The following is a 21424-nucleotide window of genomic DNA, read 5'->3' on the forward strand; positions in this document are numbered from 1 at the left end:
CCAATGGAGCACCTTTAAAATATGGATTATAAAAAGGATTCAAAATAATGGTAAAACCATCAACACGCTATGCGCATGGTATGTTGTTGGTTTTATTATTTAACGGTATAAGTATACACCTGCCGACCTAAATTTCCGTCGGTATCAATACCTTCAATGGTTACGCGGTAGGTGCCTTTGGTATCGGCGTTGTAATATTCAAAAGCCGCCTTGCCATTATCGGTTACTATAGCCGGGTTCCAGTAAATGGTGGTGCGCAGGTCGGCTTTGCTGCTGCTTTCGTTGACGATGTCATATCGGGGTGAGTAAAACTCCCGGGCTTTATAAAGCCCACCGGATTGAAAGTTAGCTACATCAGTTACCGGCCATTTATATGAATATGGTATCCTCCTCGATACAAAATAAATTACTTCGTCGGCACCGGTTATTATATCCCTTTTACCGGTTGTGCGGGTAACTTCTACACTTTCAATATTGGTTAGCATAATATCGCTGTATAAACTGGTACCTATCGGGTTGCCATCCAGTTTTACCAACATTGGCTGAACATCCTGTGGCTTTCTTCTGGCTAATTCACGATAAGTATAAAAGCCAAGGCTGCCATCGTCGTTTACGTGTACCTGAACTCCTTTTAGCCTTACCGATAAAAATGAGCTTAAGGTTTCGCCTGTACCCTCTTTCGGAAAATCATTGATCACCTGATCCGGATGAATGGCATTTACATAAGGGCGGTATTCTTTTTCCTGCCTATCCCTTATCACTACTTCTTTTAGGGCGATGGTGCGTTTATCAAGGCTTAGTTTAAGTTGTTGCTTTACCTGTTGCCTGTATGCCGGATTGGTTACAGTGTCTGTGGCGATTACCCAACCAGTAGTTATTTTTTTTGCAGTATTAAAAGCCGCTATAGTATCCAATTGCAATACCAGGTTTTTTTTGTCGTTTCCGGGGTTACCCCTCACTACATATTTAGCCCCAGCGTCAGGCAACAGATCTTTAAAAATAAACCTGCCATTTTGATTGGTGAGCGTATCTGTTATTACTACACCTCCGGTGGTGGTAAGTAATTTTATTTTACTATCGGCAACAGTTTTACCCGAGGCAGTTTTTACATGGCCTAACAACTGCAATGTTTTTTCGGGTTCAAACGTCATTGGCTCATTATTGCCTGCCCAAACCTGTTTCCAGGTAAACCTGTGATAACCCTGTGTAAGCATCAGTAAATCAAGATCGGCATTGGTTTCCTCGTTTACGTTGGTAAAATAATAACCAGGTTGCTCAATATACCCTTTAATATCAGATGTTAACAGCAAATCGCTTAGTATGCTGTTTGCAAGGGGCTGGTAACTATCAACAATATCTTCATTGATTACCGAAACCGAGAAACTTCCGGTTACCGGCTTAAGATCCTTATCCGTAACATTTAACCTGATTCCTGTTTTTTCCTTTGTTGCAAATGTTTCTTTTAATGATGATACATCAAGCTTTAAACCGTCCTGACGTTGTATAAAGGCCACGCGTTCATTTAAGGGTTCACCGTTTTCGGCTAACAGGGTAAACTGCACTATCCCGGTTGGGAAACGGCTTTTATCTACCCGTGTACTGAAACTTTGGGTTGATAATGATAAATCAGCCGTAAAATAAGCCCTACCCCCCACCTGCGCCAACAGGTAATATTTAGCGCCTTTTTTTGCTTCGAGTGATTTAGCTGATGCCGCTATCCTGATACCTATACTATCGGCCGCGCTATTATTAATCGCTATGGTAAAACCATCATCCTGCGCGGGTGGTAATTTTACAGCAAGGTTTTCTCCGTTTTTAAAAGTTAGCCTGGCCTGGTAGGTTTTACCCGCTTGTGGTGTAATTGCAAATACGCCCATACCTAAATGCCGGGTATTAAATACCGCAACTTCATTACCATCATTATCTGCAATAACTCCGCCGGCATCAAGCCCTAATCCATTCCCACCTGTTATTTTGATAGCCACTTTGCCTCGTAAACCATTTACCATCGCTCCTCCTTCCGGAAAAAACTGAACATCCGGCTGCACATCTTCCTTTTGCTTTTTTAACGGCTCTTTTGCAGTTAAATCGCCAATATGGATTGCACTATCAAAAAAATAAGCCGGGTCCCAATTGCGCATCCAGTTGGTATAGGCTCTTATGTGATAATTCCCGTTTTTTTGTAAAACGGGCAACTCAAAATCCGCCCAGCCTACCCCGTTATCAAGTGGCAAGGCCCGCCGGGCTATTACCGAATCCCTGTTGTTAAGCAGCTCAACATGTAACACATTACTTATGGTTGATAAGTTATGGTCGTGGCCCGCCACAACGTAGGCTTTAAACCAAATAGTATCACCAGGCATGTAATTATCCTTATCAAAATGCAAATGAACTTTTTCTGTGGGGTTGGCGTCGGTGAATTTACCAAGCGCGGCAACTGAACTGGATAAAACCGAAGTATCTGTTTGCAGTTTGGGCATTTCATCAAAATCCTCGGGAAGCAGCTCGGCAACCCTGTTTTTGCCCCATATGCCGCTCACAAGGATACTTTCGGGATTGCTTACCCATCCGTTGGCATCAAACAACGCGTAAGAACTGTTAAATTTGATGATTGAATTTTCGGCATTGTACTTATCATCTACATTATCTATCCTGCCTTTTTCACTAAAATGACCATATTTATTATAGGTTATATACAATGCATCGTTTTCGCACCCTAAAGCAAAAATCCCATCTTCGCTTGTTGTTTGCACTATTTCCCTACCATCTAACGGGTAAGTATTAAGCTTTAGCAGATTAGTTTTTACTTTTGATTTTTTGATCCAGAAAGCCAGAGAATCGTGGTTGGCCGGCGTTGGTGAAGTTAAGCCTGTATAATATTTGAGTTTTGATTTGATAAGCGTATCAGGCAATCTTTCGGGATTATAGTATACCGATAATTGTTGCATTTGAAAACCCTGGCTGGCCAAATTACCGTTAATAAGAGCCCGCAAAAAATGCATCATAGAGTTTTCATAAACACCTTGCCTGGCTTTTAACCAACGTTTTTTTTGCAACTCAGATCCTTGCAGCTGTTCAAATAAAACAAAACCTTTATATGAAAGGCTTTTTTCAAGGCCGCTCCTATTCAGGGTAAAATCAGTAAGGAGATATTTTACCCTGTACCCTAAGGCCTTGTTTTCAATCACCAAAAAATCAACCGACGATGCTTTCAGAATGTCTTTCACGTTATCGTAATCAAAATCAAGCATCTCGGGATTAATAAGTTTACAATCTTTAGCAATTTCTGATGTTCCTAAAAACTCGTCGGTAAACCAGTTTACGTACATACCGCGGTTACTATCATGTACCGGTTTTATTTTAACCTCATTAAGCTGCATTGTTTTTGGGGCAATCAATATATCGGGCATTTTAATGCCGCTGTTGCTTACGGTAAGCCGGCGCGTATAAAGTTCAAAACCTACAACAGAAACTACCAGATCATATTTACCGGCCTTTAAACCTTGCAGACTAAAAGTACCATCGGCAGCGGTTTTATCGCCAATAGTAGCATTACTTATAAAAACGCTTGCATTGGCAACAGGTTTACCATCGGCCTGGTTTAAAACCCTGCCAGATATAATTGTTTGCGCAATACAATTAAAAGCACCAAACATCAGGCCCAATAAAATCAGCGTCCGAATTATTTTCATAAACAGCTAAAAGTTAATCTTAATAAATAATTTATTCCCCGCCGATAAACCGGTTACTCTACCTGGTAGGTAAAAACCTGGCTGCCAATATTACCATCAACATCAATACCCTGTATAGTTATCCGATAGATGCCCCTTATATCCGCGTTGAAAAACGAAATTGAAGCATTGCCATCTTTATTAAGCTCAAGCCAACCTCTACGATAGGGAAGTTTTTTAAAATCTCCCCTGGCGGGGGAGATTTGGAGGGAGCTTTCTATTCCACCTTATAAGTATAAACCTGCCTGCCAAGGTTACCTTCAATATCTATCCCCTCAATTAAAACCCTGTAAGTGCCTTTGCCATCGGCGTTAAAGAATGACAGCGTGGTGTTACCATCTTTATCGGTTACCACACCAGGATTCCAGTATATGGTTGTGCGCAAGTCCTGCATCTGGATATTGGTTTTAGGATCATCATATTGCGGTGAGTAAAACTCCCTTGCCCTGTAATATCCTTTGGGCGAATACGTAACCACGCCAGGTGCATAGCGGTTATATACACCACCCTCGCCGCCACGGCGGGTGGTAATCACCAATACGCCGCCGCTGCCACGGAAACCATAAATGGCCGTGTTGCCAATGGTGCGCAGCACCTCAACACTGCCTATTTCGTTGGTGTTTAAATTATCTAAAAAATCTGGTTCTACATACACTCCATCAACAATAAGCTGCATAGGTTGGCCGGGACTACGGGTTGAATAAGCTCTGTTTAAACCATCAGCACCACGCCTTACCAGCACAAAGCTCGCTTTCATTTGCAGCGCGGTGGCAAATGTTCCGCCAATATTTTCAAAATCTTTATAGGTAAGCACCTGGTCGGCGTTGCCGCCGCCATTAAGGTTGTTGGAATTTTTCATCAATTCGGCATTTTTATCCTTTCTATCCCGCACTACCACTTCTTTTAACAGAATAGTGTGGTTGCCTAAACCGTACTTAATATCTTCGTTATATTTGCTTTTGCTGTTTTTAAGATAGGCAGATAAGCCATCGCTGATACTCACCTCCACATCGGCTGCGTTTTTGTTTTTACCGATGGGCTGCGCGGCAATATTATCCAGCTCTATCTCCACATTTTTACGGTCTTTAACAGTACGGGCCTGCACTACAAATTTGATGCTATCCCTAAACACCAGGTTTTTGAAAGCAAAGTTGCCTTTATCGTCGGCAACTGTATCAATAATAAAAGTACCGCCGGCTGTACTCATTAAAGTAATTTTGCCGCCGGCTACGGGCTTGCCGCTAAAGGTTTTGATGTGCCCGCTTATCTGCAGCGTTTTTTCAGGCTGATAAACTATAGGGGCAAAATTATCGGCCAGTACTTTTTTCCATTCAAAACGGCGGTAGCCCTGGGTTAACATTAGCACGTCCAAATCGGCATCGGTAGTGGGGTTGGGATCGTGAAAGTAATAGCCAGGCTTTTCGACATAGCCTTTAATATCAGATGTAAGTAAAACGTTGGATAAGATACTTTCTTCGGCAGTTTCATCAATCTTAACTTTAGACAGATCGATAACCGATGCCGAAAAGCTCCCTACAACCGGCACACCTTTAGGATTTTTAGCATTCAGGCTTATCTTTACCTTTTCGCGGGGGGCGTACTTTTGTTTATCGGCTGATACGGTGAGGGCCATCTCGTCTTTAGCTCTTATGAATACCAGACGTTCGTTCAAGGGTTCGCCCTTATCATTAAACAACGTGAACTGTATGATGCCCGAAGGGAACTTACTTTTGGCAATTGTACTGGTAAAAGTTTTGCCACCATCAGCGCTGTTACCAGCATAATAAATTTCGCCACCGCTTTGGCCCACCAGGAGCAAACCACTGGTTGGTGCAGCACTTTCCAGTAAAGCCTTCCCGGCCATAATTTTAACAACTATGTTGTCGTCATATGAATTATCAACATCCAACACATAACCATTATCGATGGCTTTGGGTAAGTCGTAAACTCCTTCCGAGCCATCGGCATAAGTAACGTGAGCCTTATATGTTTTGCCGCTAAGGGGTATCATTTTAAAAACGCCCATCCCTAAATGAGTGCTATTAAATGTTGCTACCTGCTGATTTTGATCATCAACAACGGTACCTTTTATATCGGCACCCAAACCATCGGCGGCAACAGCCTTAAAGGCAACTTTACTGTACACCCCATTTACCAGGTTACCACTTTCGGGGAAAAACTGTACATCAACCTTATTTGATACCGCTTTTAATATGATGCTTTTTTCTACTACTTTTTTATCAAGCTTAATATTGGTTACCACCCTGCCGGTAGCGGCCATATCGGTTGTGGTGTTTATAAAACTTACGTTAAGGCTGCCTTTATCATCGGTGATCCCTTTGCCATGGGCTATATTTTTGTTATTTAACTCAATACGGTAGTTTACTTCTTTTACGCTGTAGGGCTCGCCATCAATATTGGTATAGTTTATTAGCGCGTTTACCTTTTGCTTGCCATTTTGCGTACTATACGTAAAAGCTGTTTTGGTAAATACGGTATTATTAATGCTGTTTACAACGGTAAAAGTTTTATCAAAAAAATAGCCTTCACTTTCGTTCCGCATCCAGTTGGTGTAGGCGCGTATGTGGTAACTCCCTTCCTTCATTGAATCGGCAAGGGCAAAATCGCCGGCGGCCAGTCCGTTTGATACGGGGAGTTTAAGACTGCGCTTTACCGAATCGTTTTCATCTATCAAATCAACATTCAAAATTTCGCTGAGGGCCGATAACTGGTGTTTGCTGCCTATGGTTACGTAAGCTTTAAACCAAATATCATCGCCTATGGCATAATTGGGTTTATCAAACTGCAGGTAAACTTTTTCCTGCGGATGATCGCCCCGCCATTTATAAAGCTGATCGACCATTTTATGCAAAAGATCATCGCCCGGACCGGTAAAACTGAGCATAGCAACAGCCGCGATAGCGGTAAGCAAACCGGCAAATAATTGTTTGTGTTTCATCAAGGTAAATAAAATTCAATCTACAGAAAATATTATAATAATATAATAACATGTATGTTACGGATGTGTGGAAATTCCAAGTCCGCAGTTTTCAGGCAGATGAATTTAATAAGGTTTCAGCTTTCACGATGTTGTAGGTTTATAAGGTTTGGCTGTTAGACGTAGGGTTGGAAGGAAGGTTTAACGAGTTTGAGAAATATTTTCCGAACCAGGGGAGGGAGGTTAGCGGCTACCTAAACGCGGGCCACAAGCGGGACGCTTGCGGCAGCGGGGGAATATTTATAAAAGTCTTAACTCTTGATTCTTGACTCTTGGCTCTATTCCCTACCACTTATTCTTCCACATCATGCTTTCAACCGGGCGGGTAGTGGGGTTGTTGTATTTGGCGTTATCCTTGGTGTTATACAGGGTTTCAATATCTCCCTCAACCACAAAATAAATAAGCTGACCGATGGGCATACCCGGGTAAATGCGTACAGGCTGTGCGCAGGAGATTTCCAGCGTCCAGGTATTACAAAAACCTACGTCGCCTTTGCCAGCGGTAGCGTGAATATCTATGCCCAATCTGCCGGTGCTTGATTTACCTTCTAAAAAGGGCACGTGTTTATGGGTTTCGGTATACTCTACCGTTACACCCAGGTAAAGCGTATTGGGTTGTAATACAAAACCTTCTTTCGGGATTTCGAAGGCGTCTATTTCGTTGTGTTTTTTGGCATCAAGCACCCTATCGCGGTAGGTAGCCAGGTGCTTGCCTAAATGCACATCGTATGAATTGGTGCCAAGACAATCGCGCGTAAAGGGTTCAATAATGATGGTTCCTTTTTCTATTTCTTCCAGAATGCGCTTATCAGATAATATCATGGCAGGTGTTTTTGTGAGGCGGCAAAAATATAAAATTTAAGGTAAGCCGCCGTACCTTTTAATCAAACAATGTGGAAATTGATGGCACATTGAAAAAACCAGCACATTCTACTAAAAATGAACCGTTTATGAATATGAGTTAGCAATTATTATAATTAAATTTATTTCACATAAGTTTGCATCCTATTTTGCAATTTTTACTTCTATGGCTATAGCATTCAGGCAGCATATTGATGACGATACGGAGTTCGCGCTCTGGAAAATTGAGGAGGAAGCCAACGACCTGTATGTACAGCTACAACTAAACGAAGAAGAGAAAGCCTACGTTGAAAAACTGAGCAATGGCAAGCGCCATTTACACTGGCTGGGTACCCGTGTGCTCCTCCGTAAAATGCTACGTACTGATGAGTATATTGATTGCAAAGTTGACGCGCATGGCAAGCCATACCTCGTAAACCTGCCCTACCATATCTCCTTAAGTCACTCTTTTGATTATGCCGCGGTGATGATCAGCAAAACCAATAAGGTGGGAATTGATATTGAGCAGATTAAAGAGAAGGTAGAGCGCATTGCCCATAAGTTTATGCAGCCTCAGGAACTTGCTTTTATAAGCGACGAAAAGAAAATTGAGCAGTTGTACGTTTGCTGGTGTGCCAAAGAAGCGGTTTATAAATGTAACGGACAAAAAGAAGTATCTTTTGTAGATAATATTTTTTTAGAGCCTTTTAATTTTGAGCACCATGGCGTATTAGATGCCAGTTTGCGTAAAAATGAGCTCAACCTTGATTATACCGTAGGCTACATGCAATACGAGGATTATATGATAGGCTACGTAAAGGGAAATGTATAATGAAAAATAAAAGAGTTTTTTTTGAAGACTGGGGACTGATAGATTATCAACAGGCCTGGGATAAGCAGGAGCACCTGTTTTCGGCAACGGTAAAAACCAAGTTAAACAACCGCAACAGCGAACTTGCCTACGCCGAAGCCACCAAAGAGCATGTTTTGGCCGATGCGTACGCGCTTTTTGAACCTGATGAAACTTTCAACTATCTTGTTTTTTGCGAGCATCCCCACGTATATACCTTAGGCAAAAGTGGCAAAGCCGATCATTTATTGTTAGATGAACAGGGCCTTAAAGATAAACAAGCTACTTACTATACCATTAACCGCGGCGGCGATATTACGTATCACGGTCCGGGCCAGATAGTATCATACCCGATATTGGACCTTGACAACTTTTTTACCGACATCCACCTGTACCTGCGTACCTTAGAAGAGGCGGTGATCCTTACCCTGGCCGATTATGGTTTAACAGCAGGCCGCTACCCCGGCTATACCGGCGTATGGTTTGATGCCGATAATGAAAAAGCCCGCAAAATTTGCGCTATGGGTGTGCGTTGCAGCCGCTGGGTAACTATGCATGGGCTGGCGTTTAACGTTAATCCCGATTTAAGTTATTTTAAAAATATAGTACCTTGTGGCATCGACGATAAGGCCGTAACCTCCATGCAGCAGGAATTGGGCTATGAAGTTGATATTAATGAAGTTAAAAAAATCCTTAAACAGCATATTTCCGTATTGTTTGATATGGAGATGTTGTAATGAAAGCAATTATTTTAATTTTATTATCGATAAGCAGCCTATCGGCCTGCTCTAAAAAACCCGACCCGATGTTTACCAATACGAACACCACCACGCCGCCTGCTACAACCATACCCGTAGCAGCAACAGATACACTGAGTTACCTTGCCCTTGGCGATTCATATACTATTGGTCAATCGGTTACCGCGCAGGAATCGTTTCCTTATCAGCTTGCGGCGCAAATTCCCGGGTTTAAAATAAAAGAACCTGTTATTATTGCCCGCACCGGGTGGACTACCGGTCAGTTGATACAAGCCATAAAAAGCAGCGACACCAATGTTAAAACCTATGATTTTGTAACCCTGCTCATCGGCGTAAACGACCAATACAGCGGCAACAGCCAGGATGATTACCGTTTAAAGTTTATAGATGTTTTGAACACGGCCGTTAAATTTGCCAAAGGAAACAAAAACCATGTATTTGTACTATCCATCCCCGATTATGGTGTTACACCCTTTGCCAATGGCAATGACGCTGTAATAAGCCCGCAGATTGACCAGTTTAACGCCATAAATCTGGAAGAAAGCAACAAAGCGGGTGTTAACTACATCAACATCACCCCCATCTCAAAATTAGCCGCCAATGATCTTACACTACTTGCTAACGACGGCCTGCACCCATCGGCCAAAATGTACCAAATGTGGGTGCAGCAGTTAGCACCACAGGTGGCGAAGGCGTTTACAAAGTAGAGACTAAAAGTGGGAATGACGTAGATAGCATGGCGTAGAAGACTCACCCGGCGAGGCTACGCCCGCCACCCTCTCTTCACCTGCGGTGGAAAGAGGGGTCTGAATACGGATTATATAATTTATCTATTATCAGTCGTTCAAATCCCTCTTTCCGGCGAAGGTGATTGTTGCGCAACTGTATAATAAAGTTCTTTGAAATATTGATTAAAACGTTGTTTTTTAGTAAATTAAAGGCATGCAAGGGAAAAAAGCACATCAGGAAAGCTTATTCATCCAGTTTCAACTTTCGGACCATGTTCCAGCCGATAATTTCTATCGTAGACTGAAGGGCGTGCTTGATTTGGATTTCCTATATCAAAGCACATCAAAATATTATGGTAAGGAAGGTCAGAAAAGTATCGATCCGGTTGTGTTTATGAAATTGATGCTGGTGGGGTACCTGGAAAATATCAACAGCGACCGCCGTATCATTACTTCGTCAGGGATGCGGATGGATATTCTTTATTTCCTTGGATACAATCTCGGTGAAGAGTTACCATGGCATTCAACCTTAAGCCGCACCCGTAAGCTATTTGGCGAGAAAATCTTTCTTGAGTTGTTTAAACAGGTGTTAAAGTTGTGCATTGATAAAGGCCTGATTGCGGGTAAACGGCAAGCGGTCGACAGTGCTTTAATACCGGCCAATGCTTCCAAATACAGCATGGTTGAACGGATAGTAATGGAAGATGCATCCGTTTTTAGCCGGGAACTGAATGAGAACATAGAACAAGAGCGTGCAAAACCGGAAGCACCGAAAGAAAATGACAAGAATGACCAGGAAAAAAAGGATAAAAAAGGACCTACCAATCAAACCCATTACAGTCCTTCAGATCCTGATGCCCGCTTAACTACTAAACCGGGCAAGCCGATGAGGTTGTATTACCGGGCGCAAATGAGTGTAGATACTGCCAGTCACTTTATTACCTATATACAGGCTTTTAAGGGGAATGAAACTGATAATACCAGCCTGCCGGCGATGTTGCCGCAGATTGTAGATAACCTTTCCGGCGCTCATGTTTCCCGGCCAGAGGAAATCCTGGCAGATACCGGTTATAGTAGCGGTAAAGCGATCAGGGCTTTAACAGCCAACAAGCTTAAAGGATATATTCCTAATCCCGGAAGTTATAAATCTTCGAGGGAAGCTGACGGCTTTACGTATGACGATAAATACGACAGATACATCTGTTTAATGAGTGTGCCATTGCCTTTCAGGCGTGTCGAGTCGGTATATGGCGAGCCATCCGTATTTAAAAAAATCTATGAATCAAACATCAGCGACTGCAAGAACTGCCCTTTCAAAGAGATCTGCGCGAATAACAAAGGGTTCAAAAAGCTGGTTGATTCAGCAGACAAGCCCCTGTATGAATATATGCGAAAGCGGGTAGAAAGCCCCAAAGGCAAACAAATGAAATCGCTTCGATCCAGTACTGTGGAGCCTGTCTTTGGTTCCTTAATCAACTATACCGGCTTAAAAAGAATAAATACCAAAGGCCTCAAACAAGCAAACAAGGGGAATGCTTGTGGCTGCTGTAGCATACAATATTAAAAAACTGCTTGCTCACAAGCCTAAAAAGATCAAAGAAGTAGAAAAAACCGTCATAAAAGGGATAAACGATCTGATTTATTGCTTGTTTATCTTATTTAACCGATATTACCTTAAATCCGATAATATCGTTTTAATCAATATCTCAAAGAACGCTTTACTATCTCACGACGGTAATTACTAATAGTTGCGCAACAATCACCGAAGCCGAAGAGAGGGTGGCCAGCGTAGCGTAGCCGGGTGAGTCTTAGCCGGCATTCAAAGTCAGTGTTTGTGTAAATATCCATCACGTCATGGGTAGCCTGTCGAAGCTCGCGAACCTCTGCGCACGTCCTTCGACAGGCTCAGGATGACCCGCCCCTTGTTAATAACAATAACTTATCACGGGAAGAATGAAGCAACAATATAATCCTATAGCGTCATTTGCAATTCCCCCCCATCTGCACATCTGTAATCTAAAATCTGCACATCTATCTACCCTAACACTCCGGCAAGCTTATAGGAATATTGATGGCCAGGCCGCCATCGGAGGTTTCTTTGTATTTAGAGTTCATATCCAGGGCGGTTTGCCACATGGTTTTGACCACAGCATCTAAGCTTACTTTGGCTTTTTCGGGATTACTTTGTAAGGCTAATTGCGATGCGGTGATGGCTTTTATCGCGCCCATGGTATTACGCTCGATGCAGGGGATTTGTACCAGGCCACCAATTGGGTCGCAAGTTAGGCCGAGGTGATGTTCCATGGCAATTTCGGCAGCCATTAATACTTGTCGTTGCGTACCGCCCAGGCATTCGGTTAAGGCAGCAGCGGCCATTGCCGATGATACGCCAATTTCGGCCTGGCAGCCACCCATGGCGGCAGATATGGTAGCCCCCTTTTTAAAGATGCTGCCAATTTCAGATGCGGTTAACAGGAACTGGATGATCTTCTCTTCCGTGTTGCCATCGCAAAATACAATGTAATATTGCAGTACTGCCGGGATAACACCAGCGGCCCCATTGGTGGGTGCGGTTACCACACGGCCAAAAGAGGCATTTTCTTCATTAACAGCCAGGGCAAAACAGCTTACCCAATCTAAGGTATTTTTGAAGCCTTCGCCGGTTTTACGGATGGCGGTTACCCATTCATCATAATTAGTATAAGCATTGTTACCTATTAGCTTGCTATTGAGTTTAAAAGCACGACGGGCTACATTTAAACCGCCGGGTAAATGCCCGGTGGTGTGGCAGCCCCGGTACATACACTCTTTTAAGGCTTTGAAGATATTAAGCACACCTGTGCGAGTTTCCTGTTCGGTACGCCAGGCCAGCTCGTTTTCCATCACTACTTCCGATATCTTCAAACCGGTTTTTATACACCAATGTAATAAATCTGACGCGGTATCTATGGGGAAGGGTAAATCAACCTCTTGTTTGCTTTGTGTCGATGCACCATCTTTTACCACAAAACCGCCACCTATAGAGTAATAGGTTTCACTGATGGCCTTTCCATTTAATAAAAATGCCTGGAAGGTTACCGCATTGGGATGGAATGGCAAACTTTCGTTATATAAAAACAACAGGTCATTAGCCACCGAAAAACCAATTGGTTTAACACCACCTAATATTAACTGATGCGATAAGGTAATATTAGCAATTTTGGGGGTAACCTGGTCAACCTCAAAAGTCACAGGATCATCACCGCTTAGGCCCAGCAAAATGGCGATATCGGTACCATGACCATGCCCGGTTTTGGCCAAAGAGCCGTAAAGCAGTATCTGTACCTGTTCAACCAATGGCAATACATCTTGTTGCACAAGCGATTGTACAAATTGCTCGGCAGCACGCCAGGGACCAAGTGTGTGCGAACTTGACGGGCCTATGCCTATCTTAAACATATCAAATACCGAAATCTGTTCTCTTTGCATCGGCTCAAAATTAAAAATAATATGGCAAAATGGTCCTGTAATAAATATGATGCATTAGTTAATTGTTATTTAAAAAATTTATAATTTGCGGTAACTAAAACTTATTAAAAACAAAAACCAAACCTCAAAAAATGGAAAACTACGATCCGTCTTCTGGCTCTCCGGCGCTATTTGCAGCATTCTTTGGTATTATGATGATTCCAGGTTTAATTGCATGGGTAATTACCGTTGTTGGCATGTGGAAAACATTTGAGAAAGCTGGCAAACCTGGCTGGGCCTCAATTATCCCTATTTACAATGTTATAGTGATGCTTGAAATTGTTGGCAAACCTATATGGTGGCTGATACTATTTATTATACCATGCGTAAACATCGTTTTCGCCATTTGGACAATTAATCTTTTCAGCAAAAGCTTTGGCCAAAGTGAAGGTTTCACAATCGGTCTTATACTTTTACCGTTTATATTTTTCCCTATTCTTGGCTTTAGCAAAAACTACCAATACATAGGCCCTGCCGGTGCTGGGTTTGCGGGTGGTTTTAAACCTTATGATCCATCAATTGATTATAAAGACCCTTTTAATCCAAACACACCGCCGCAGGTTTAATGCTGCCAAATTATATCAAATTACAAATATTTTGCAGTCAGCTGGGTTTTATCCACTGGCTGCAAAATCATTTATTACCCTGCCCATTTAAATATCTTACAGGTATTGATTGCCCCGGTTGCGGCTTTCAGCGATCAATAGTTGCCCTTATGCAGGGCGATCTTCACAAAAGCTTCGGCCTATATCCACCAGCCATACCCCTGTTGCTATTTTTTGCTTACGGCATTGCCGATAGCTATTTCAAGCTCGATAATAAAAAGTCGACAGTAAAGAAAACCTTGTTTATGATAGTGGGCAGTATTGTGCTTATTAGTTACGGCCTAAAAATGTATGGCTTATACCAACATTACAATACATCGGCCTGGGCAACAATGTGACTGTAGTCTTTAATAATGGTTTGTAAAAACAGCATATCATTCATTTCGGGCGGGGTGGTCACACCTAACAACTCTCGTATTCGCTCGGCCATGTTATAAACCAAAACACTGTTGCGGGTTTTAATGTAGCTGTTTATTACTTCGTTTATCAATTCAATATCCTGGTCGTTAAGGTTTGCGGCTGCGGCAAAAACGGGTTCGTAATTATCTTCGGCCGGTTTAAAAGCTATATTATTCATTTTGGTGCGCGGTACGGTGCGGATTAATGATGTACCGGCAACCATATCGCCCAATCGCTGCGATTTATCGGATACTGCCACGCAAATCAGTCCGCATAAATGAGAGGATAAACTAAAATCAACTATCCGGAACAGCCAACGCAACAAATACTGGCTAAACCGCGGGCGGGCACCATCTAAACTGATCACCTTAATTTTCATTACCCGTTTGCCAACACTTTGCCCGTTCATGGTGCTTTCACAAATCAAATCATAAAACACAAAAAGCGTTGCGTAAACTACAGCCAGTATAATCCAAACTATCTTATTCTCCATGCCGCCCGTGGCGCTCATCACAATAATAGCCGCTATCATAATGGCAATAAACATAGCCATATCAATAAGGTAGGCTACAATACGTTCGCCAAGGCCGGCTACTTCGTAGTCAATATCAATATTTTGTGATGTGGTTATTCTTATGGTTTGCATATCATCAAATATAAAACCTAAATATGTTCTTTTTAGTTGATATATTTCGCTTTTGTAATTATTTTAACAAAAAATTTAAACCCCAGGTCACTCCATGCGCGAACCTCTATTTGTAAAGCAAAACTCTGCCAAATGGAGCAGCTACGAGCTATCGCCAACAGAAGACCCGGATGAACTTGCCGACAGGTTTGTTCAAATAACCGACGATTTGGCTTACGCCAAAACCTTTTACCCCAAATCAAAAACTACCACCTATTTAAACGGACTGGCAGCGGGCCTGCATCAATCTATCTACAAAAACAAAACAGAAAAAAGCAACCGTTTTTTAACCTTCTGGAAGTACGAGCTGCCGATACTTTTTAAAACTTACCAAAAGCAACTGCTGTATGCTTTTATATTTTTCATTGTTTTTTGCGCTATAGGCGCGCTTTCGGCCAAGTACGATGAAAACTTTGTGCGCTTAATTTTAGGCGACGAATATGTAGATATGACCAATGCCAACATAGCCAAAGGCGATCCTTTCGGTGTGTACAAAACCGGCGGCGAAGCTCTGATGTTTTTGGCCATAGCAGGCAATAATATTTATGTATCGCTTGTAACTTTTGTAAGCGGCATTATATTTTCTGTTGGCGCGGTTTATAATTTATTTCGTAACGGAATTATGCTGGGTTCTTTCCAGTACTATTTTTTTAGCAAGGGCCTGGGCGTAAAATCAATCCTGGTGATCTGGATACATGGCACTTTAGAAATTTCATCTATTGTGATAGCCGGGGCGGCCGGTTTAATTTTAGGTAACAGCTTCTTGTTCCCAAAAACTTACACCCGTTTAGTATCTTTAAAAAAAGGAGCCAAAGATGGCATGAAAATAGCCATAGGAATTATTCCTATTTTAATTGTAGCCGCTTTTTTTGAAGGCTTTGTTACGCGCCACACCGAAATGCCGGTTTGGCTTAGCGTTAGTATTTTAAGTTTATCGTTCCTGTTTATTGTATGGTACGTAATTATATACCCTAATAAAATTTATAAAACCCTAAATCACAATGCCTCCAAAAGTTGAATTAGCCAAAACCCGTGATTTTGGTGAACTGATAAGCGACACTTTTTTATTTATGCGGCAAAACTTTAAACCGCTGCTCAAATACTTTTTCATATTTGGAGGAATCTTCTTAGCCGCCGGAGTTATAAGTTCAACGATGTACCAATTGAAGGTACTTGGTTTTACCGTAAGCAATAGTCGCATCTCGGCAGAAGGGAGCCGCGAATACGGTCCATCGGTATGGCGGGTATTTGGCTGGGAGTACGTTGTGGTGGTACTTACCTCCACATTAAGTATTATAGTTTTAGAAATAACCGTATTAAGCTACATGGCCCTTTATAAAGAAAAGGGCAACCAGGTGCCTACCAGCGAAGAAATATGGGGTTATCTTAAATACTATTTTTTTAAGGGGCTGGGGAGTTCACTTCTGCTTAATATATTAATGTTATTCGCTTTTCTTTTTTGCTTTTTCCCGGGTCTTTACCTTGCACCAATATTTGCTTTGGTGTTGCCTATTATGGTGATAGAAAACACATCCTTTGGCTATGCGTTTAATCGCAGCTTTGTACTTGTAAAAGAAAACTGGTGGTCAAATTTTGGTGCACAGTTAGTAATATGGATTATTGTATATGTAGGCATTACGGTATTTAGTTTACCAACCAGCATTTACACCATTGTGAGCACGGTTGTCCAGGCTCAAAAAGGCGCCGCGGCTACGGTAACATCCTTACCTTTTGCCATTGCTACAGCGGTAATTAAGGAGATGGGGCTTGTATTAATTATAATTCCCTGCGTAGCAGTTGGGCTTTGTTATTTTAACTTAACCGAAGGTAAGGATGGCACAAACCTGTTAAGCAGAATTAACAAACTGGGCAACATAGCACCCGATACTGATTTACCAGCTGAAGAATATTAGTATGCTGCGATTGCTCTGTATCCTTTTCCTGGTCTTATTTGTAAATACCGGCAAAACAGCGGTACCCGTTCAAGCAAAAAAAACAACGACGACGCCGTTGGTGCTTCCCGTACCTGTTCAAATAAAAAAAGCGCCAAAGGTGCCTTTGGTATTAAAAATGGATACCGCGCAGGTTAACGTGCGCCATTTTGATAGCACGGCTTTAAAAGCCTATAGCAAACATCCCGAATTTCAATACCAGGAAGATGATGCGCAATCTACACCGTCCTGGTGGACACGCTTTTGGCGCTGGTTTTGGAATTGGGTGCTTGATTTGTTTAAGCCCATGAAACTGAGCAAGCACAACTATAGTCCGTTTATCAGGTTCCTGCTTTATGCCTTGCGATACCTGGCCATTGGCGCGGGTTTGGGTGCCATTGTTTTTCTTGGCTTAAAACTGGCGGGCATAGATATGCTCAACGTGTTCCGAAAAAAATCTATGAGCGCCAACCTGCCCTACCTCGAATCGCTTGAAAACATTCACGATATTAATTTTGATGACGAGCTGGAGAAAGCCATCGCTCAGCATAACTATCGCCTGGCTGTACGCCTGCTTTATCTAAAATGCTTAAAACAGCTTAGCGATGCCGATTTAATTAAATGGCAGATAGATAAAACCAACAGCGCCTACATCAATGAGTTAAGTAACCCCGAGCAGCGCCGCGTTTTTAAAATGCTCACCCTACAGTTTGAGTACACCTGGTATGGCGAGTTTGCCATTGATGCCGTTGTTTTTAAAAATATTAACGCCTTATTTATGGATTTTAAAAAAGGCATTGCATGAGGGATTTTAAAATTTATGTAAGCATCGCCAGCATACTGCTTATTATTTACCTGGTAGCGCAATACAATAAACCCAGCGCTATTAACTGGCAGCCTACACTGGCCAAAAATGATAAGATTCCTTTTGGCACTTTTATTTTACACAACCAACTTACCACGCTATACCCCGAAGCTGCAATAGTCAATACCAATAAGTCGGTTTACAATGCGTTTCATAACGATAGCCTGCAAAAGGGTAACTACATCATTATTGCTAAAAATATCACGCTTAACAAGTTTGATTTTAAAGAGATGCTGAAGTATATCAAAGCCGGTAACTCTGTTTTCATGTCGGCATTTGAGTTTAAGGGGTTCTTTGCCGATTCATTGCAGATTGAATCGCGGGCCGAAAACTCAACAAAAAACGTATCTCTCAATTTTGTTAACGATAGGCTAAAAGCAGGCAAAAACTATGTGTTTAACCGCGACATTAACAACCAGTATTTCAGCAGTCTTGATACTGCAAAAGTTACCATATTAGGTAAAAACTATGCTGATCATTGTACACTCATCAGCTACAAATTTGGCAAGGGTACACTTTACCTATGCTCAACGCCGGCTGTATTTACAAATTACAGCCTGCTTACCAAACAAGGTGCCGACTATGCCGAAAAAGCACTATCATATATGCCGCAGGCCGGTTACGTATACTGGGATCAGTTTCAAAACGGAGATCTTCCGGAAGATCTATCGCCATTGAGGGTATTTTTTGCTAATCCTGCATTGCAGTGGGCTTATTACATTAGTCTTTTTAGCATTTTGGTTTATGTTATTTATGAGATGAAACGCCGCCAGCGCGTGATCCCGGTAATAGAGCCCTTGCAAAACTCCACCCTGGAGTTTGTGAACGTTGTGGGGCAGGTATATTACGAGAAACGTGATAACGCCAACATAGCCCATAAAAAGGTGATTTACATGCTGGAACATTTAAGGGATCAGTACCGCCTAAAGACAAACAGGCTTGACCCTGAATTTATTGAGGTGTTGACAAAAAAAACCGGCCTTGAGGTGGCATTTATTACCGACCTGGTACATGCCCTTATTTTCATAAGCGCCCAGCATCACGTTACTGATATTGAATTGATACGACTTAATAAACTGATAGAAAAATTTTACAGCCAAACCGGATATAATGGAAAATGATTTTTTTGAACAACGAACCGACATGAGCAGGCTAAGCCAGGCGGTTGACCAGATTAAAGCTACCCTGGCTAAAATTATTGTCGGTCAGCACGATTCTATTGACCTGCTGATTGCCGGCATCCTGGCCGACGGGCATATTTTAATTGAGGGTGTACCCGGTGTGGCTAAAACGCTTACTGCCAAATTAATCGCTAAGGCCATTGACGCCCAGTATTCGCGCATACAGTTTACGCCCGATTTGATGCCTTCTGATATCCTGGGCACATCGGTATTTAACCCCAAGCTCACCGAGTTTGAGTTTAAGCAAGGGCCTATCTTCGGTAACATCATCCTCATTGACGAGATTAACCGCGCGCCTGCCAAAACCCAATCGGCCTTGTTTGAGGTGATGGAAGAAAAGCAGGTAACTATTGATGGCAAAAGCTATAAAATGCAGGAGCCATTTACCGTATTAGCCACCCAAAACCCGGTTGAGCAGGAAGGCACTTACCGCCTGCCCGAAGCGCAGTTAGATAGGTTTTTATTTAAAATAGAGATCAAATATCCAACGCTGGAAGAAGAAATTCAGATCATCAGCCAGCAACATCAGCAAAAAACAACAGATCAGCTTAGTAACCTAAGTCCGGTGCTATCTGCCGCCGAAGTGATCGCTTTAAGGCATCAGGTAAAAGCTTTGCATGTTGAGCGTAAATTATTAGAGTTTACAGCCAAAATTGTGTACGAAACCCGCAACCACAAATCATTGTACCTGGGCGGTTCGCCAAGGGCATCATTGGCTATGATTAACGCAGCTAAGGCGCTGGCGGCTATTAAAGGTCGTGATTTTGTTACCCCTGATGATATTACCCATGTAGCCGCGCCGGTTTTACGCCACCGCGTAATGCTTACACCCGATAAGGAAATGGAAGGCTTAACGCCGGACGACGTAATAGCGCAAATCATTCAAAAAATAGAGATACCCCGATAATATACCTGTGTGAAAAAATTCTTCGGCCTGTTTTATAAAAATCTTTTTTTTACCAACCGCTTATTTACCGGTTTAGGTATCAGCGCCGTTGTGTTTATACTCTCCTTCTTTTTTCCGTGGCTGGGCATTATACCTGTACTTATATTCTGGGCGTTGATAGCGCTGTTTTTAATTGATGTGCTGATGCTTTACCGCACCAATAAAGGTGTATTTGCCAAACGCCACGCGCCCGAAAGATTAAGCAACAGCGATGATAACGACCTGGGCGTATATATTGAAAACTGGTACCCTTTTAACATAGGTGTCGCTGTTATTGACGAGATCCCATTCCAGTTTCAGAAGCGCGACATCTGGTTTAAAAGTAGCTTAAAACCCAACGAGCGTAAACTCATTAGCTATGTACTGCGCCCTACCAAACGCGGCGAGTATGAGTTTGGCAATGTGATGGTGTACGCCAAATCGCCATTAGGACTCATCAGGCGGCGCTTTATTTTTGAGCAGGCCGAGACATTGTCGGTGTATCCATCGTTTCTGCAGATGCGTAAATACGAGCTAATGGCTATCTCCAATCGCTTAACCGATATCGGCATTAAAAAGATTCGCCGTATTGGGCACAGCCTGGAGTTTGAGCAGGTAAAAAACTATGTTGCCGGAGATGATTACCGTACCATTAACTGGAAAGCCACCGCAAGACGCGGCGACCTGATGGTAAACTCCTACACCGACGAAAAATCGCAGCACGTATATTGCGTAATTGATAAATCGAGGGCCATGAAAATGCCTTTTGATGGTTTGAGCTTATTGGACTATGCCATCAACGCCAGCCTGGTACTTTCAAGCGTGGCCCTTATTAAAGAGGACAAAGCAGGCTTGATAACCGCAGCCGAAAAAATAGGCGCTATAGTACCAGCCGATAGAAAACCTTCGCAGCTGAACAAGATCCTGGAAGTTTTATACAAGGAGCGTACCCGGTATTTAGAAACCAACATGGAACTGGTTTATACCACCGTGCGCAGCGTAATAAAACAACGCAGCCTTGTAGTATTTTTCACCAATTACGAAAGCATGAACGCCCTCAACAGGCAACTACCCTATTTAAAAAGGATAGCCAGATTTCATCTACTGTTAGTCGTATTTTTTGAAAACACCGAACTAAAAACCCTGAGCGAAAAACAAGCTACCGACCTGGAAGGAATCTACATAAAAACCATTGCCGAAAAATTTGCTCACGATAAAAAACTTATTGTAAAAGAATTAGCTAAATATGGTATTCAATCCATCCTGAGCGCGCCACAAAACTTAACGGTGAATACTATTAATAAATACCTGGAGCTAAAGGCTAAGCAGAAGATTTAAAATTTGCGGGTGGGCGCGGTGAAAATGCCGACCATAGACTAAACTCACGGTATACTGTAATAAAGATTGATAGCTTTAATTAT

General features: G+C 42.4%; 17 protein-coding genes. 12 read left to right on the forward strand and 5 right to left on the reverse strand.

Annotation, left to right across the window (positions count from 1 at the left end):
- Positions 1 to 95 precede the first annotated feature (95 nt).
- From QWZ17_RS09460 to dcd, 3 genes are all read right to left on the reverse strand, one after another.
- Positions 96 to 3692: a carboxypeptidase regulatory-like domain-containing protein gene (locus QWZ17_RS09460; RefSeq protein ID WP_290304942.1), complete on the reverse strand. Its 3597-nt coding sequence runs from the start codon at positions 3690 to 3692 to the stop codon at positions 96 to 98.
- 256 nt (positions 3693 to 3948) lie between these two features.
- Positions 3949 to 6690 (reverse strand): TonB-dependent receptor plug domain-containing protein, encoded by a 2742-nt coding sequence (locus QWZ17_RS09465; protein WP_290304943.1) that lies wholly within the window; start codon positions 6688 to 6690, stop codon positions 3949 to 3951.
- Between the two features lie 324 nt (positions 6691 to 7014).
- Positions 7015 to 7551 (reverse strand): dCTP deaminase, encoded by a 537-nt coding sequence (gene dcd, locus QWZ17_RS09470; RefSeq protein WP_290304944.1) that lies wholly within the window; start codon positions 7549 to 7551, stop codon positions 7015 to 7017.
- A gap of 205 nt (positions 7552 to 7756) precedes the next feature.
- On the opposite strand from dcd, the gene QWZ17_RS09475 reads away from it, so the two are divergent.
- The 4 genes from QWZ17_RS09475 to QWZ17_RS09490 all read left to right on the forward strand — a co-directional run bounded on the left by QWZ17_RS09475 (position 7757) and on the right by QWZ17_RS09490 (position 11469).
- Positions 7757 to 8401 carry a 4'-phosphopantetheinyl transferase family protein gene (locus tag QWZ17_RS09475; protein WP_290304945.1) on the forward strand — a complete coding sequence of 215 codons (645 nt, stop codon included), beginning with the start codon at positions 7757 to 7759 and terminating at the stop codon, positions 8399 to 8401.
- Complete coding sequence (gene lipB / locus QWZ17_RS09480; protein ID WP_290304946.1) at positions 8401 to 9156, forward strand: lipoyl(octanoyl) transferase LipB; 756 nt, start codon at positions 8401 to 8403, stop codon at positions 9154 to 9156. The genes QWZ17_RS09475 and lipB overlap by 1 nt, the downstream gene beginning before the upstream one ends.
- Positions 9156 to 9884, forward strand: a complete 729-nt coding sequence (locus QWZ17_RS09485) for an SGNH/GDSL hydrolase family protein (RefSeq protein ID WP_290304947.1) — start codon at positions 9156 to 9158, stop codon at positions 9882 to 9884. Before lipB ends, QWZ17_RS09485 begins: the two co-directional genes overlap by 1 nt.
- Positions 9885 to 10119: 235 nt before the next feature.
- Positions 10120 to 11469, forward strand: a complete 1350-nt coding sequence (locus QWZ17_RS09490; RefSeq protein ID WP_290304948.1) for an IS1182 family transposase — start codon at positions 10120 to 10122, stop codon at positions 11467 to 11469.
- A 476-nt stretch (positions 11470 to 11945) separates the two neighbouring features.
- On the opposite strand, the gene QWZ17_RS09495 is transcribed toward QWZ17_RS09490, so the two are convergent.
- A complete protein-coding gene (locus QWZ17_RS09495; RefSeq protein ID WP_290304949.1) occupies positions 11946 to 13373 on the reverse strand; it encodes an L-serine ammonia-lyase in 1428 nt (475 codons plus the stop codon).
- A gap of 131 nt (positions 13374 to 13504) precedes the next feature.
- Here QWZ17_RS09495 and QWZ17_RS09500 point away from each other — a divergent pair, with 131 nt between their 5' ends.
- The gene (locus tag QWZ17_RS09500) at positions 13505 to 13978 is read left to right on the forward strand and encodes a DUF5684 domain-containing protein (RefSeq protein WP_290304950.1); all 474 of its coding nucleotides are present in this window, start codon (positions 13505 to 13507) and stop codon (positions 13976 to 13978) included.
- Positions 13978 to 14355 (forward strand): DUF2752 domain-containing protein, encoded by a 378-nt coding sequence (locus QWZ17_RS09505; protein ID WP_290304951.1) that lies wholly within the window; start codon positions 13978 to 13980, stop codon positions 14353 to 14355. Before QWZ17_RS09500 ends, QWZ17_RS09505 begins: the two co-directional genes overlap by 1 nt.
- Here QWZ17_RS09505 and QWZ17_RS09510 read toward each other — a convergent pair.
- Entirely contained in the window at positions 14325 to 15062 is a 738-nt protein-coding gene (locus QWZ17_RS09510) for an RDD family protein (protein ID WP_290304952.1), read from the reverse strand. The genes QWZ17_RS09505 and QWZ17_RS09510 overlap by 31 nt on opposite strands.
- Positions 15063 to 15156: 94 nt before the next feature.
- Here QWZ17_RS09510 and QWZ17_RS09515 point away from each other — a divergent pair, with 94 nt between their 5' ends.
- From QWZ17_RS09515 to QWZ17_RS09540, 6 genes are read left to right on the forward strand one after another with little or no spacing between them, the layout of a single operon-like run.
- Positions 15157 to 16119 carry a stage II sporulation protein M gene (locus tag QWZ17_RS09515; protein WP_290304953.1) on the forward strand — a complete coding sequence of 321 codons (963 nt, stop codon included), beginning with the start codon at positions 15157 to 15159 and terminating at the stop codon, positions 16117 to 16119.
- Entirely contained in the window at positions 16103 to 17014 is a 912-nt protein-coding gene (locus tag QWZ17_RS09520; RefSeq protein ID WP_290304954.1) for a hypothetical protein, read from the forward strand. Before QWZ17_RS09515 ends, QWZ17_RS09520 begins: the two co-directional genes overlap by 17 nt.
- Position 17015: 1 nt before the next feature.
- Positions 17016 to 17837, forward strand: a complete 822-nt coding sequence (locus QWZ17_RS09525; RefSeq protein ID WP_290304955.1) for a hypothetical protein — start codon at positions 17016 to 17018, stop codon at positions 17835 to 17837.
- The gene (locus tag QWZ17_RS09530) at positions 17834 to 19018 is read left to right on the forward strand and encodes a DUF4350 family protein (protein ID WP_290304956.1); all 1185 of its coding nucleotides are present in this window, start codon (positions 17834 to 17836) and stop codon (positions 19016 to 19018) included. Before QWZ17_RS09525 ends, QWZ17_RS09530 begins: the two co-directional genes overlap by 4 nt.
- Complete coding sequence (locus QWZ17_RS09535; protein WP_290304957.1) at positions 19008 to 19985, forward strand: AAA family ATPase; 978 nt, start codon at positions 19008 to 19010, stop codon at positions 19983 to 19985. The genes QWZ17_RS09530 and QWZ17_RS09535 overlap by 11 nt, the downstream gene beginning before the upstream one ends.
- A gap of 9 nt (positions 19986 to 19994) precedes the next feature.
- Positions 19995 to 21341, forward strand: a complete 1347-nt coding sequence (locus QWZ17_RS09540; RefSeq protein WP_290304958.1) for a DUF58 domain-containing protein — start codon at positions 19995 to 19997, stop codon at positions 21339 to 21341.
- Positions 21342 to 21424: the final 83 nt, after the last annotated feature.

Source organism: Mucilaginibacter flavus (assembly GCF_030409315.1).
Classification (GTDB): domain Bacteria; phylum Bacteroidota; class Bacteroidia; order Sphingobacteriales; family Sphingobacteriaceae; genus Mucilaginibacter; species Mucilaginibacter flavus.